The 14,664-nt window shown below is 42.0% G+C and carries 14 protein-coding genes, 1 tRNA gene and 1 rRNA gene (1 of these 16 only partly in view); 9 read left to right on the top strand and 7 right to left on the bottom strand.

The window, feature by feature from the left end; all coding sequences use genetic code 11:
* A 16S ribosomal RNA gene (locus ACJ9PY_RS24025) occupies positions 1-550 on the bottom strand; it reaches 1,001 nt to the left of the window's first position.
* A gap of 434 nt (positions 551-984) precedes the next feature.
* On the opposite strand from ACJ9PY_RS24025, the gene ACJ9PY_RS24030 reads away from it, so the two are divergent.
* Entirely contained in the window at positions 985-1,170 is a 186-nt protein-coding gene (locus ACJ9PY_RS24030) for a hypothetical protein (protein WP_034310479.1), read from the top strand.
* Between the two features lie 32 nt (positions 1,171-1,202).
* On the opposite strand, the gene ACJ9PY_RS24035 is transcribed toward ACJ9PY_RS24030, so the two are convergent.
* A complete protein-coding gene (locus tag ACJ9PY_RS24035; protein ID WP_411740326.1) occupies positions 1,203-2,102 on the bottom strand; it encodes a DMT family transporter in 900 nt (299 codons plus the stop codon).
* Positions 2,103-2,254: 152 nt separating this feature from the next.
* Here ACJ9PY_RS24035 and ACJ9PY_RS24040 point away from each other — a divergent pair, with 152 nt between their 5' ends.
* The 3 genes from ACJ9PY_RS24040 (at position 2,255) to ACJ9PY_RS24050 (ending at position 4,843) form a co-directional block, all read left to right on the top strand.
* Positions 2,255-2,962, top strand: coding sequence for an MgtC/SapB family protein (locus ACJ9PY_RS24040; protein ID WP_057277968.1), 708 nt, complete (start codon positions 2,255-2,257; stop codon positions 2,960-2,962).
* A 524-nt stretch (positions 2,963-3,486) separates the two neighbouring features.
* Positions 3,487-4,503, top strand: a complete 1,017-nt coding sequence (locus ACJ9PY_RS24045; RefSeq protein ID WP_411739163.1) for a beta-propeller fold lactonase family protein — start codon at positions 3,487-3,489, stop codon at positions 4,501-4,503.
* Positions 4,504-4,770: 267 nt separating this feature from the next.
* Positions 4,771-4,843, top strand: a tRNA-Ala gene (locus ACJ9PY_RS24050).
* Between the two features lie 234 nt (positions 4,844-5,077).
* Here ACJ9PY_RS24050 and ACJ9PY_RS24055 read toward each other — a convergent pair.
* From ACJ9PY_RS24055 to ACJ9PY_RS24065, 3 genes are all read right to left on the bottom strand, one after another.
* Positions 5,078-6,280 (bottom strand): PLP-dependent aminotransferase family protein, encoded by a 1,203-nt coding sequence (locus ACJ9PY_RS24055; RefSeq protein ID WP_336058752.1) that lies wholly within the window; start codon positions 6,278-6,280, stop codon positions 5,078-5,080.
* A gap of 209 nt (positions 6,281-6,489) precedes the next feature.
* Positions 6,490-6,861, bottom strand: a complete 372-nt coding sequence (locus tag ACJ9PY_RS24060) for an MmcQ/YjbR family DNA-binding protein (RefSeq protein WP_411739164.1) — start codon at positions 6,859-6,861, stop codon at positions 6,490-6,492.
* A gap of 24 nt (positions 6,862-6,885) precedes the next feature.
* Positions 6,886-7,281: a VOC family protein gene (locus ACJ9PY_RS24065; protein ID WP_278089181.1), complete on the bottom strand. Its 396-nt coding sequence runs from the start codon at positions 7,279-7,281 to the stop codon at positions 6,886-6,888.
* Between the two features lie 237 nt (positions 7,282-7,518).
* Between ACJ9PY_RS24065 and ACJ9PY_RS24070 the strand changes: the two genes are divergently transcribed.
* Positions 7,519-7,749, top strand: a complete 231-nt coding sequence (locus ACJ9PY_RS24070; RefSeq protein ID WP_411739165.1) for a helix-turn-helix domain-containing protein — start codon at positions 7,519-7,521, stop codon at positions 7,747-7,749.
* Between the two features lie 322 nt (positions 7,750-8,071).
* Here ACJ9PY_RS24070 and ACJ9PY_RS24075 read toward each other — a convergent pair whose 3' ends face one another.
* Positions 8,072-8,236, bottom strand: a complete 165-nt coding sequence (locus ACJ9PY_RS24075; protein ID WP_156500233.1) for a hypothetical protein — start codon at positions 8,234-8,236, stop codon at positions 8,072-8,074.
* Between the two features lie 387 nt (positions 8,237-8,623).
* Here ACJ9PY_RS24075 and ACJ9PY_RS24080 point away from each other — a divergent pair, with 387 nt between their 5' ends.
* The 4 genes from ACJ9PY_RS24080 to ACJ9PY_RS24095 all read left to right on the top strand — a co-directional run bounded on the left by ACJ9PY_RS24080 (position 8,624) and on the right by ACJ9PY_RS24095 (position 14,128).
* Positions 8,624-9,541: a proline dehydrogenase family protein gene (locus ACJ9PY_RS24080; RefSeq protein WP_034310470.1), complete on the top strand. Its 918-nt coding sequence runs from the start codon at positions 8,624-8,626 to the stop codon at positions 9,539-9,541.
* 57 nt (positions 9,542-9,598) lie between these two features.
* The gene (gene pruA / locus ACJ9PY_RS24085; protein WP_034310468.1) at positions 9,599-11,140 is read left to right on the top strand and encodes an L-glutamate gamma-semialdehyde dehydrogenase; all 1,542 of its coding nucleotides are present in this window, start codon (positions 9,599-9,601) and stop codon (positions 11,138-11,140) included.
* Between the two features lie 167 nt (positions 11,141-11,307).
* Positions 11,308-12,777 carry a sodium/proline symporter PutP gene (gene putP / locus ACJ9PY_RS24090; RefSeq protein ID WP_063574827.1) on the top strand — a complete coding sequence of 490 codons (1,470 nt, stop codon included), beginning with the start codon at positions 11,308-11,310 and terminating at the stop codon, positions 12,775-12,777.
* Positions 12,778-12,907: 130 nt separating this feature from the next.
* On the top strand, positions 12,908-14,128 hold the full coding sequence (locus ACJ9PY_RS24095) for a PucR family transcriptional regulator (RefSeq protein ID WP_187050212.1): 1,221 nt from the start codon (positions 12,908-12,910) through the stop codon (positions 14,126-14,128).
* Between the two features lie 195 nt (positions 14,129-14,323).
* Here ACJ9PY_RS24095 and ACJ9PY_RS24100 read toward each other — a convergent pair whose 3' ends face one another.
* The gene (locus tag ACJ9PY_RS24100) at positions 14,324-14,479 is read right to left on the bottom strand and encodes a sugar diacid recognition domain-containing protein (RefSeq protein ID WP_411739166.1); all 156 of its coding nucleotides are present in this window, start codon (positions 14,477-14,479) and stop codon (positions 14,324-14,326) included.
* Positions 14,480-14,664 lie beyond the last annotated feature (185 nt).

Here is a 14,664-nt window from a genome sequence, read left to right on the forward strand (position 1 = left end):
CCACCTACGTATTACCGCGGCTGCTGGCACGTAGTTAGCCGTGGCTTTCTGGTTAGGTACCGTCAAGGTACCAGCAGTTACTCTGGTACTTGTTCTTCCCTAACAACAGAACTTTACGACCCGAAGGCCTTCTTCGTTCACGCGGCGTTGCTCCGTCAGACTTTCGTCCATTGCGGAAGATTCCCTACTGCTGCCTCCCGTAGGAGTCTGGGCCGTGTCTCAGTCCCAGTGTGGCCGATCACCCTCTCAGGTCGGCTACGCATCGTCGCCTTGGTGAGCCATTACCTCACCAACTAGCTAATGCGCCGCGGGCCCATCTATAAGTGACAGCGTAAACCGTCTTTCCATCTTCTCTCATGCGAGAAAAGAACGTATCCGGTATTAGCTCCGGTTTCCCGAAGTTATCCCAGTCTTATAGGCAGGTTGCCCACGTGTTACTCACCCGTCCGCCGCTAATCTCAGGGAGCAAGCTCCCGTCGATTCGCTCGACTTGCATGTATTAGGCACGCCGCCAGCGTTCGTCCTGAGCCAGGATCAAACTCTCCGAAGAAATGTTTGACTTGCTCATTTGCTTTTTTGATAGTGTGTGCTCACTTAAAATTTAACGTTGGCGCTTTGTTTTGTTCAGTTTTCAAAGAGCAATTTCAATGTCGTTTCTCTCAGAAGCGACCTCTATAATGTAACACATTCTGTCACGTTTCGTCAACAACTTTTTTAAAATCTTTTTTAACAACTTGTTAGCTGTTTAAGTTGCTGTCTTAGCGACAAGAAATAATATACCATGTACTAAAAATGTTTGCAATACGTTTTTTAAAACTTTTTTCAAAAAAAACATTTTCACCTATTTCCTTCTATATATTCTTTACATCATCACACCCCTCCCCTACATCCGGGCCATGCCCATGTTTTATGAATAAACGAAGCATATTTCCAAAGAAACACAAATAGTCATATATAGATATCTTTTTTCCATGAGGTGAAGCAATGAATCTGCCATTAATCGGATTACTCATTTCCTACAGTATGGCCCTTTACTTATTCAGTACCGCTTTTTATGAAGCCATCAAGTTCAGCAGAGAAAAAGGCAAGGTGAATGGTACGACGTTTTTATTCAGCTTTACTTTCGCTTTAATTTTCACACGGATCACCTATTTGTTTCACCCATATTAGATAAAAGCAGTAAGTCGGGAGACTTACTGCTTTTATACGGAGACTTGCCCCTCTTTATGTTCCTTGCTTTTCTTTTCATCCTTTAAGAACATCATCAAACCACCCAATATGATGGTACCTCCAAGGACCTGCGTCCAGAGTATCGGTTCATCTAATATGAAGTAAGCCAGAATTGTCGCTCCCACCGGTTCAAGCAATATTCCCATCGAAAGCGTCGATGTGCTTAACCATTTTAGTGACCAATTGAATAAAGAATGTCCTAATAAAGTCGGGAAAATGGCAAGCAAAACGAAATAGATCCAATCGGAAGCAGGATAAGGCGCCAATGCCTCTCCCTTGAAGATCACATAAAAAAACAAGGCGACGGCGCTGATTGCATACACGACAAATGTATATGTTATAGAAGAGATGCGTTTTCGGACATTTTGACCAAACAGTAAATATCCGGTTACGAGCGCACATGCGACAAGCGAAAGAATATCTCCCCAAAGCGCCATGCCGCTGATTCTCAAATCACCCCAGCTAATGACAAGGCTGCCTGCTATCGCAATGATGCCGCTAAATATTGCCTTCACTGAAAATCTTTCTTTAAAAAACAGGTAGGCTCCGGCAAAAGCGAATAAAGGCTGGAGGGTTACAAGGACGGTTGAACTTGCGACCGATGTGTAATTAAGCGATTCAAACCATAAGATAAAATGAAAAGCCAAAAACACTCCTGCCGCAATCGAATACAGCCAATCCTTTTTTTCAATGAATTTAAGTTCATGACGGTATTTCACCATGAAAACCGGCAACATAAGAAGGACGGTAAATAATAAACGGTAAAAGGCGATAACACCCGATGGAGCGGTCGCCAATTTAACAAGGATGGCCGAAAACGATACGGATGCCACGCCGATTGCCAACGCTACATAGGGATTCACTTTTGGCATTTGCACTTAGAATTCCTCCTTTCAACGGAATTACGTTACATAGAACTCTATTCTACTATGTTAAAATTATTAGGGTAGTTTTTTTTGAAAAACGGGTATATGGCAACAGACGATTTTATTCTTTGATAATAATTCGGAAGTGGTGAAACAAAATGGAATGGACATTCGACCCTCAATCGGAACTGCAAATCCTAATCAAATTGGGGATTTCAGCTCTACTTGGACTAATTATCGGCCTAGAGCGAGAAATGAAACGAAAACCCGTTGGATTAAAAACAAGCCTGGTCATTTCAATCGTCAGCTGTTTATTAACGATCGTTTCCATGGAATCCGCTTATAAATTCCCGGGTAGCGAAGACGTTAATATCACAATGGACCCCTTGCGTCTTGCGGCCCAGATCGTTTCCGGCGTCGGTTTTATAGGTGCTGGCGTCATTCTCCGGCGTGACAACAACAGCATATCCGGTTTAACGACAGCTGCCATCATCTGGGGAGCGGCGGGAATAGGGATTGCCGTTGGAGCTGGTTTTTTCCTCGAGGCCATAGCCGGCGTCATCTTATTGATCATTAGTGTGGAATTGGTGCCTGCAATCGTCACCTGGCTCGGACCGATGAAGTTACGGCAAAAAGAAATCTTTCTGCAGCTGGTCGTACAAAATAAAGATGACATTGCAATCGTACTGAAAAAAATCAAAGACGAAAAAATATTCATCAAAAATCTCAGAATCAAAGATGTGGCAAATGACAACCACCTTTTGACCCTTAAAGTTCTGGTCGATCACAAAGTCAGAACATCGGAAGTGTATTACACCGTCTCCAATCTTAAGGAAATTGCACGGGTGGAAATCGAAAATGTATAAAATTAAAGGCCGTTTGACTGCACTCAAACAGTTCATAAAAGGGGTTGGGAATTAAACATTCCGAACCCCTTTTGAAATTCTCCTTAACTTTCCTCCATACCTATACGAGTACACTCCGTTAAACCATTTTTGCCCCCTTGGCAAGTCCAGTTGGGCATCAATAAATGGCTAAGTCTTGCCTGCTTAAACCAATCGAAACTTCCACAATCCTCAGTTTTTATCTCCAGCACCAGAATCTAACACCTATATATGGACATTTACTATCCATCCATCGGTCAGGGAGGAAGTCTAGTGTTACGTGACTTCACTGTGGCCAAATCCATTATTCATCTAAGGGTCCACTCTATACATTTATTATAATTACAAAATGACCAAACCGATATCCTGCTCTATTCGTTTATATATAGTGAAAGGACGAACTCCTGCTTGACTTAAACATTTTAAAGGAAGGTGGTCAGGACAAACAGCATGATATTGACAGGGATATTAACCATTATCAAGAAAATAATTTCCCGAGGTGAGTGATGTTTAAAAAAATGAAGGTAAAAAGTATATGGATATCCTTACTATTTGTGTTTTTCATACCAAATGTATTAGGTGCTTCTTCTATTGAAAGTAAAAGCCCAGAGTTGGCGACAGGCTTTGACACCCACATCACCAACAATTCCCTTGCCGTAAGCCCGGATGAACAAATAGCGATTGTCTCGGATAGCCGTGAACAATCCATCCTGGTCTATGATCTTACCAAAGGCAAGTTGCGTAAAAAGATCGACGGCTTCGGTTCACCGAGAAACATCGTGTTTATTGATGGCGGCTCAGAGTTTATCGTCTCTGATAGTACTCTCGGTACGATTCGTTTTTACAGCTTAAAAAACTTCACCTTGAAAGATGAAGTTGTCGTTGGTCCAGGTGCATTCGGGACCGCTGTCAGTCCGGATGGCAAGACATTGTATGTGAACAATCAAGCACACAATTCCGTCACGATTGTGGATCTGGAAAAACGAAAACCGATTGACGTCATTACCGGTTTCGCCCAACCAAGGCAAGGCATTAAAGTCTCTTCGGACGGAAAATATATCTTTGTCACGAACTTTCAAGGAGATAAAGTGTCTATCGTTGATGCCGCCACCAAAAAAATCATTCGTGAAATAACAGGGTTCTCCAGTATTCGCGGAATCTCGATTACCGCTGATGGAGGAACATTATATGCAGCCAACAGCGGACGCAACAGCATTTCCGCAGTGGATACGCTAGATGGTACTATAAAGGGTGAAATCAAAGTGGGACGCGAGCCATATGGCGCCGCTCTATCTCCTGATGATAAACTCCTTTTCGCAAGCAACAAAGCTGATCATACGATTAACGTGATCAATGTCGCTGATCACCGCGTAGTTAAGACAATCGGGGGGTTCAAAGAACCTAGGCAAGCAATCGTCTTTAGCCAGGATGGGGATCAGGCTTATGTATTAAACCGGGATCTCTCCATTGCACGTGTTGATGTTAAAACATACACCATCACGGATATAATTCAGGATAAGTAAAAAAATATAAGCTTAAAATACTAGAATCTGATGAAGCACGTGATAAATGAAAATGAACCCAGAGATGGATTAACATGAAATCTTTTGCGGCAGGTCTTTTACATCCAATCGTATAAACAAAAAATCTGTAGCTACGTGATTCATCGCGTCTCTAGTCTGATCCGTTTGACTGTCCTCAAACGGATTTTTTATCATTTTTGCAAAAATCTTATATTTTATATTGACTTTTCACCAAAATCCGATAAAATAATTATTGTACCTCAATTCGGGGCATTAGCTCAGCTGGGAGAGCGCTACGCTGGCAGCGTAGAGGTCAGCGGTTCGATCCCGCTATGCTCCATTTCCGAAAACCCTTGATATATCAAGGGTTTTTTCTTTTTGTCAATTTGTCCACCACTGCCCCCTAATATTTCTTCAATCACTGCGATAAAATTTTCATGCTTTTTTTAAACGTAATGTATGGGCCTTTTCCTCTCTCATGGTCGGAACATATTTTTGCTTTTATAATAAAAAACCTACCTCCTTTAAGGAAGCAGGCGTACAAATACATCGAAATAACTAATAGATTAACAAATTAACAATCCTTCAGGACACTAGATGCGATAAGCTGTCCTAGTCTTCGTATTCCCTCGATCATTTCTTTCTCATCGGCATAACTGAACGAGAGTCGGAGAAACTCAGTTCCATCGTTTTGATCCAAGAAAAAGTATTTCCCTGGAACATATGAAACACCATTAGCCAGAGCCTGTGATAATAACAGCGATGTATCCACTCCTGGAGTTTTCACCCATACAAAGTAACCGCCATCTGGAACATACCAGGAAACGGATTCTGGAAGGAATTGTTCCATCGAATGGATTAACGCAGTGCATTTAGAACGATACGTATTTTTTAAAAGGTCGAGCCGTTTCTCAAAATCGGTGTTTTCTAAGTATACAGCCATTGAACTTTGAGCAAACGGATGGTCTAAATCTTTTTTAAACCACTCAAAAGCCTTGATGAATTCACTTTCTCCCGCTATCCATCCAATCCGCATTCCTGGCGCAACAACCTTGGATAATGACCCGACTTGGAGGACTCGCCCGCATTTATCAATAGATTTTATTGGTACCGGATTTTCATCGAAGGATAATTCCCCGTATGCATCATCCTCCAGAATGAGGAAATCATACTCGATGGAAAGCTCCAATAAATGCTCCCGGCGCTCATTTGTCATAGTCGTTCCAGTTGGATTTTGAAAAGTTGGGATTGTATATAAAAAACGCGGGAGGGTTTGACCTGTGCGTTTCCTTTCATCCAGCATTTCCTTTAATCGGCATGTTTGGAGTCCCTGTTCATCTATGGGTATACTAATAATCCGTTTCGTATAGTTTTGAAAAATCTCCAAAGCCTCCATGTAGGTGGGAGACTCTACTGCTACAACCGCTTTATCATCAAGAAGAACGCGGGCAATAAGATCAATCCCCTGGCAAGCTCCTGATGTAATCAAAAGCTGTTCTTCCACAACGCAAATTCCACGCTCTGCCAACCTTTTCTGGATTTGCTTCTTTAGTCTTGGAATTCGCGGACTTCCGAGATAATGGAGCGGCAAATCCTGCTCCTCATCAAGAAGTCTGGCTACAGCTTCCTTAAGCTCCTCAGCAGGAACGAGAGCAGGATCAGGATAGCCTGAACTCAAGCGAATACAACCATCTGGCAGATCTGGCATCCATGCACCGGGCGGATCATTCTTAAGTGCCGCTTTAATGTTCTCAGAAAAAAAAGATTCAACATTCACTTCAACCAAACACCTTTCCTTCAATCAAATCTTGATTGATTCTCGCAATCTTTAAAGTTAGCTGCTTATTATAAGATACAAATCATAACCCACTATTAATTTTAAACGTTCTTCTGATGAGGGACAACAATCCCTCTCTTTATATTTTCCAAATTCCGGAGTCCCTCTTACACGTAAAAAATAAAGAAAGGCAGATCGTCCGCCTTTCTTCACTTTGTATTCAACCCATTCCATTTCTTCACCATACGTTTCGGTGCCGCACGTAAATAACCTTCTTGAATTAGAGAGGTCAATTCATCCCAGTCTTCCCTATCCGGATTTTGAATGGAAACCCAACCGTGACGTCCTATATATGGGGTTTTGAAATATTTCTCTTTCTGTAGCAATAATTCTTGAGTTTCTCGATCTGACTTGAATGAAAAGCTGAATCCTTTCTCGCTTTCACCAGAAATCACGAAGGATTTTCCATTGATTTTAAAAGTATTGTGACCGAAACCATCAATATGTTCAACAGCTTCCGGCAGTGCAAGACAGATATTGCGTACATGATCAAGCACGGCTTCCGTGTATCGTGATTCCATGTTTTAATTCACCTATTATCCACTCTATTTTGCATTCACATCGGGTTGATGAATTCCAAAAGTATTGCCTTCGGGATCGATATAGTATCCTTGCCAAGCCATTCCGGGCAGGGCAAATTTGGGCATTGCGAGCTTGCCGCCATTCTCGATAATTTTAGCTTCCGTTAAATCGTAGTGTTCCACGCCAATGGTACACGCAAATGCATTTAACGCTTGGCCTGTTTCCGGCGGAGCACTTTGGCGCTGCATCAAAGCACCATCGATGCCATGTTCATTCTCATTGCCAGTCACTGCTCCAAAGTAAGGCATCCCTGCATAATCACTCCAGTCTTGAAATGACCATCCGAACACCTCTCCATAAAACGCCTTTGCCCGTTCCATGTCATTCACATGAATTTCGAAATGAACTATTCTTCCCATGATTTCCTCCTAAGGTACATATGAATTATCCATTCACTTACATTATTCAGTCTGTGTTCGCTGCCTATTTATTATTATAATTTAAATGGAAATAAATTCAAACAAATTGAAGCTTCATCATACAACCAACCCGGGAACCGCTTTTCAACTTTGAATCCCAAACATTTGCGAAACTATGTGTATATTTTTGTGAAAGCTGGACGATACTGCCAGTAAATCATTCTAGGAGGTTATCAAATGTTTAGATTCGGGAAGAGAAAGCCGCGAAGCAAGGTCGGTAAATTAATCGATAAGCACGGATATACTCAAGAGGAGTTTGTATGTGCGTCAGGAATTTCACGCAATACGATAAGCAGAGTTTGCAGCGATCCAAGGTATGTGCCGTCAGCCGGGGTTTTAAAGAAAATCATGAAGGCGGTTCGAAGTATAGATGCAGGCGCAAAGGCAGATGACTACTTTGATTTGTAAACAAAAAGGCCTGGCTTATGGGCGGGCCTAAATGTATTTTTCAATTCTCGTTCATAATCTCCTATCCATGCTCCCAAAACCCAAGCTTTCCTTTCGGAAATAACCTTCATTCCAACGGCCCCGGCTTTTCAAAGTTCAGCTGAGATTCAACGACATCCCCTGAATTAAAATCCCCCACTTCCATTAGGAGCGGGGGATTTTCTTCATTCTCGGCTGATATGTATTGAGGTTCTTTTGTCCCTTTTAGACAAACCCTGCAGGGATTTCTTTAAACAAGGGCTAGTTATCGATTAGGGACAAAAGGTTATGTATTCCGCTTGAGCTATTTTCGGCCGACCATTTTCTTTATGAACTGAACCACAGGTGACACGATGGATTCATTTACATTCGTAAGGGCATAACCGATCAGACCCAAAATTACCAGGGCCATTATTAATCCTACTATCAATCCCGATGTTTCTCTAAGTTCTTCAAGTACAGCATCCATTCATTATCCTCCCCGGCTTGCCGATGCACTTATTTTTACGGTTTTTCACCGATTTCACGTCTGAAAGCTTGATTATCGTTTTTTCTTCGAACATTGACCGATTCTGTTAAATAAGGTTCATTATAACGCATTGGATGATTATGGTCGAGCTGCCACTTTTAAACGCGTTCATATTAGTCCTAATCACTAATAAAGGCTTTACCTCTAGCGTTTCTCTTTAAGTCAAAAGATAAACCTTCCTTACAACTGCAGAAATGTAAACCTTTTCATTTGTCCAAAACCGACAAAGAAGTGACAGAATTATTGTTTTTTAAGAACATTGAGAATATTGTCGAAAAACCTTAAGCTTAATTTAAGAAATACATCTTCTTAGGGGGTGCGCTTTATATGGAAGCCATTACAAGGGACTTTTTCTTATTTTTATCTAAGAATAACCTGCTTAATAATATTGCTAAAAAAAGCGGAGGAAATTTTGCTGCTGGAAAGATCATTGGGGGAACTGATTTCCAAAGTTCCATTAAATTCATTAAACAACTTAATAATAGCGGCTTGTCGGTTACAGTCGACCATCTTGGGGAATTCGTTGATTCCAAGGAAGTGACTCTGGAACGGACGGCAGAATGCATCGAAACCATCGAAATGATCAGCAGGGAAAAACTTGATTCACAGGTTTCTCTGAAAATGACTTCTTTGGGACTTGATATCGATCATAAACTAGTGATTGAGAATATGACGAAAATTCTTGATACAGCCGAAAAACATAAAGTCATGGTCACGATCGATATGGAAGATGAAGTTCGCTGTCAGGCAACAATCGATATCTTTAGACAGTTCAAAGAAAAATACAGCTGCATAAGTACTGTTCTACAAGCATATTTATTCCGCACAGAGAAGGATTTGGAGGACCTTGGCCAATATAAGCCATTCCTGCGTCTCGTAAAGGGTGCCTATAAGGAATCTCCAGAGGTGGCTTTTCCCGAGAAGAATGATGTCGACGAAAACTATAAAAAGTTGATTAAGCAAAGTCTTCTTAACGGAAATTATACGGCCATTGCCTCACATGATGACAAAATCATCGAATATACAAAAGAGCTGGCCAAGAAATATGACATCCCAAATACACAATTCGAATTCCAAATGCTTTATGGCATGAGGAACAAGACTCAATACGAATTGGTCAAGCAAGGTTACAAAATGCGCGTCTATGTACCATACGGTCTGGATTGGTATGGATACTTCATGAGAAGGCTTGCAGAAAGGCCATCCAATATTGCCTTTGCCTTCAAAGGGATGGTCAGAAGCTAAATATACTTTCAACATTATTAATTGCTACAAAAAATCTATTAAAAGGTGTGATTATCAATGATTTCATATAAACACGAACCATTTGTTGATTTTACAAACGAGGAAAACAAAAAAGCATATCAGGAAGCACTTCAAACTGTTGAGGGCTACTTAGGGCAAGACTACCCTCTTTATATCGGAGCAGAGCAAGTGACGACTGATGAGAAAATCGTTTCATACAACCCTGCAGATAAGCAAGAAGTCATCGGCCGCGTATCGAAAGCGAATAGGGACCTTGCTGAAAAAGCCATGCAGGAAGCTGTTACCGCTTTTGAAAGCTGGAAAAAAGTGAAGCCGGAAATCCGCGCTGACGTTTTGTTCAAAGCGGCTGCCATCATTCGCAGACGCAAGCATGAATTCTCTGCTTTATTGACGAAAGAAGCGGGAAAACCTTGGAATGAGGCTGATGCTGATACAGCGGAAGCAATCGATTTCCTTGAATTCTATGCTCGTCAAATGCTGACTCTTAAAGATGGTGTGCCTGTTCAAAGCCGTCCGGGAGAATTCAACCGCTATGATTACATTCCATTAGGAGTAGGCATCATCATTTCTCCTTGGAACTTCCCATTTGCGATCATGGCAGGTACAGCTGTTGCCGCTATCGTTACCGGGAACACGATCCTGTTGAAACCAGCTTCTACTACTCCTATCGTTGCTGCGAAATTCGTTGAAGTGATGCTTGAAGCAGGCCTTCCAGCAGGTGTGTTGAATTTCGTTCCAGGAAGCGGAGCAGAGGTCGGCGACTACCTGGTCGATCATCCTAAAACACGTTTCATCTCCTTCACAGGTTCACGTGATGTAGGTCTGCGCATTTACAAACGTGCTTCAGAAGTGAACGAAGGCCAAATTTGGCTGAAGCGTGTCATCGCTGAAATGGGCGGAAAAGATACAATCGTCGTCGACAAAGAGGCAGATCTTGAATTGGCTGCTCAATCGATCGTGAAATCTGCATTTGGCTTCTCTGGCCAAAAATGTTCTGCTTGTTCCCGTGCTGTCATCGTTGAAGATGTATATGATCAAGTTTTAGCTCGCGCTGTTGAATTAACAAAACAGCTTACAGTTGGTAATCCTGTAGAAAATCATTTCATGGGACCGGTTATCGATCAAGCTGCTTTTGACAAAATCATGAGCTATATTGAAATCGGGAACGAAGAAGGACGCATTCTGACTGGAGGAGAAGGAGATAGCTCTACAGGCTACTTCGTTCAACCGACAATCGTTGCTGATGTCGATCCGCAAGGCCGCTTGATGCAAGAAGAAATCTTCGGACCAGTCGTTGCCTTCACAAAAGCGAAGGACTTTAACGAAGCACTTGAGATTGCCAATAACACTGAATATGGTTTGACTGGGGCTGTCATTACGACAAATCGCCTTAACATGGAAAAGGCACGCGAAGAATTCCATGTCGGGAACTTGTATTTCAACCGCGGCTGTACTGGTGCAATCGTAGGTTATCAGCCATTCGGCGGGTTCAACATGTCAGGAACTGATTCCAAGGCAGGCGGACCGGACTACTTGCAGCTTCATATGCAAGCAAAAACAACATCCGAAACATTCTGATAATGTTCCATAGAGCAATTTTGAAGATGATTTGAAATCCCTATGGTTTCCGTATCCTCCATTCTGGATACGGAAACCAAAATGAAGTTAAATGGAGGAAGTGACAAATAGGTTGCTTCCTCTTTTAAAACAAAAAATTATATATTTCATCACGAAGGGAGTCTTTTATGGATTACGCATTAATAATTTCGATCAGCATTTACATGGCTGGCATGCTTCTCATCGGTTACTTCGCATACAAAAGGACTTCCAATTTAAATGATTATATGCTGGGCGACCGGGGTCTTGGACCTGCTGTCACTGCATTAAGCGCAGGTGCCGCGGATATGAGCGGTTGGCTTTTAATGGGTATGCCTGGTGCCATGTTCGCAACAGGGCTAAGTTCAATCTGGATTGTAATCGGTCTCACATTAGGAGCCTATATGAACTGGCTGTATGTTGCACCTAGATTGAGAACCTATACGGAAGTCGCCAATAACTCGATTACGATCCCCGCTTTCCTGGAAAATCGTTTTGGCGAGGGCTCACAGATCTTAAGGCTCATTTCGGCTTTGGTTATCCTCGTATTCTTTACCTTTTACGTTTCTTCCGGAATGGTATCCGGCGGAGTCTTATTCCAAAGTACATTTGGCCTTGATTACCATACAGGCCTATGGATCTTAACAGGCGTCACCGTTGCCTATACTTTATTCGGTGGATTCCTGGCAGTAAGCTGGACAGACTTTGTTCAAGGGATCATCATGGTTGTCGCCTTGGTTCTTGTACCGATCGTCACCCTTTTCCATGTTGGCGGTTTCGGTCCTGCGATTGACACGCCACGTTCCATTGATCCTGCTCTGTTGAATATTTTCACGGGGACCAGCTTTTTAGGAATCATCTCATTATTTGCTTGGGGACTGGGTTACTTCGGACAGCCGCATATCATTGTCCGCTTTATGGCAATCAGTTCTATTAAAGAAATCAAGAAAGCCCGTACTATCGGAATGGGCTGGATGATTTTCTCCAGTATCGGTGCCATGCTGACTGGATTCATCGGTATCACGTATTTTCATCAGAACAACCTGAAGTTAGCTGATCCTGAAACGATTTTCATAGAGTTAGGGGAAATACTATTCCACCCGCTTATCACTGGTTTCTTGATTTCGGCGATACTGGCAGCCATCATGAGCACGATTTCTTCGCAGCTTTTGGTTACGGCCAGCTCTTTAACGGAGGATATGTACAAAACTTTCTTCCGTCGTTCCGCTTCAGATAAAGAGCTTGTTTTCCTGGGCAGACTTTCCGTACTGGCCATATCCGTCATAGCGCTCATTCTCTCTTGGGAACAGAATGACACGATCCTTGGACTTGTCGGCTATGCATGGGCTGGATTCGGATCTTCATTCGGTCCATTGGTCATACTGAGCCTCTGCTGGAAACGAATGACAAGATGGGGCGCTTTAGCCGGGATGATCGTTGGTGCCGCTACTGTAATTTTCTGGTCGATGGCAGGATTATCCGATACGCTTTATGAAATGATTCCTGGTTTTGGCGCAAGCTTGATTGCCATCATCCTGGTCAGTCTTCTAACAGCGAAACCATCAAAAGATGTAGAAGCGAAATTCGATGAATTCGAAAAAACTTTAAAACAAAAATAAAACCCCTAAAAGGAACGGTATTTTTTCATATACCGTTCCTTCTTTGTTCTTGCCCCTATACACATCATTAGTTTAAAAGTATTATTAAACTAAGTTGTCATATACTTCAATAAATTGCAGGGGGCCATATATGTCATTAGAAAAAATCCTGACACTCACAAACATCAACGATATAACGGATATGGTCAGCACTTATTTAAAAAAACCAGTCGTCATCGAAAATGACCAATTTTTATTGCTGGCATATAGTTCATATTATATCGAACACTTCGACCAAGCCAATCGGCAAACCATCTTCACAAAGCATTGGCCGATTCCAATCCTGGAAAAATTCATGGATGAGGGCATTGTCGAACAGCTTAAAACAGTGGAGCATCCCTTTAGGGTGAAACAAATCGAGGAAATCGGGTTAAATCAAAGGGTCGTTGTGAGCGCCGTTCATAAAGGACAGGTCTTCGGGTTCATTTGGGTCCAAGAAACGGAAATGATGACTGATTCCGATCTGGAATTTTTACACGAAGTTTCCCATCATATCGGCAAGCTTCTTTATCAGAAAAAACAGATAAACATGAAAAAAGATGAAGAAAAAAATGAGTTTTATCAAAAGGTCATTGACGAAGTCTATCAAACGGAAAACCAAATAAAATGGGAAGCCGCCAATATGAGTCTTCTCATTCCGGAAACCTTCCTTGTCAATGTCTTTACCATCGCTCAATCAGATGCGGAACATTTCGATGAATTAGCGGATACAGTCAGTCTGTTCGCCAATGCGCTGAATCATTTTACCCATGTATTCACAAACCAATTGAAGATCATCGTCCTGATTGGCAGCAACGGAAAAGGGAAAGACCTGCTTACCGATAGCGCCAATGATTTAACGAATACCGTTCTTTCCCAATTCACTGACAAAAAGGTATTCCCGGGAATCGGAAATGAGTACTCTTCGATTCTTCAATTGAGAAAATCCTATCTCGAAGCCCTGGAAGTGATCAACGCAGCCAAATTCATCGGTGAACCCGAACAGCTTCCCTTCCAATATGGCAAGCTTGGGATTTTCCGTTACCTCGAAATGATCTCCAACCATCATACTAAAACGAATTATATCAATACGGATTTAGAAATTCTTCAAAAGAAGGACCTGGAAAGCCAAACCAAACTCCTTCAAACACTGGAAATATATCTCTTGAACAATTGCCGGATCAAACCGACATCGGAACAGCTATACATTCATACCAACACATTGAAATATAGATTGAATCAAATAACCGATCTCACCTCAATCGATTTTGATGACTTTCATTCGAGAATGCAACTATACATCGACTTACAGCTTTTAATGCAGAGATCTTAAAGAACGTCCCGTTTTTGAGTTCGGGTGATTCAATAAGCGAAGGAGAGAAGAAACGCGGCGAAGACTGCCGGTTTCTTCTCTCCTTATTCATGCTTTACCTCTTTACTGGATTCACCTTATGCGGAAACTTTATGCCTCCCAGTACGAACAAAATCCATGATTTCCTCTTTCGATAGTTTGCTAAGACCCAGAGTTTCAATGGTTCTTCCACTTTGCGGAGTGCCCCCAACAAGAATTTCCCGGCTTATCGCTTGAACCAAGAACCATCCCGTCTTTATCCGTGCTAAGTACATCATGACCGATTACTTCACTTGTTATGTTCACAATTTCTTGAGCTAATTTGGCTAACATATTATCCCCCCTGGTTATCGCAAAACCATGAAAAACCAGCTCGTAAATAACTTGAGCTTGTTTTTCATGTATCTTCTTCTATCAAATGAATTCAAGGGCATTTTCCCTCCAGAATGCAAATACCCCGATAATCACATTCCGAATACAAAAAAACGCCAGCGATTCCGCCGGCGTCATGTTTTTTG

Origin of the sequence: Peribacillus sp. S4 (assembly GCF_046715815.1) — a bacterium.
GTDB classification, from domain to species: domain Bacteria; phylum Bacillota; class Bacilli; order Bacillales; family DSM-1321; genus Peribacillus; species Peribacillus frigoritolerans.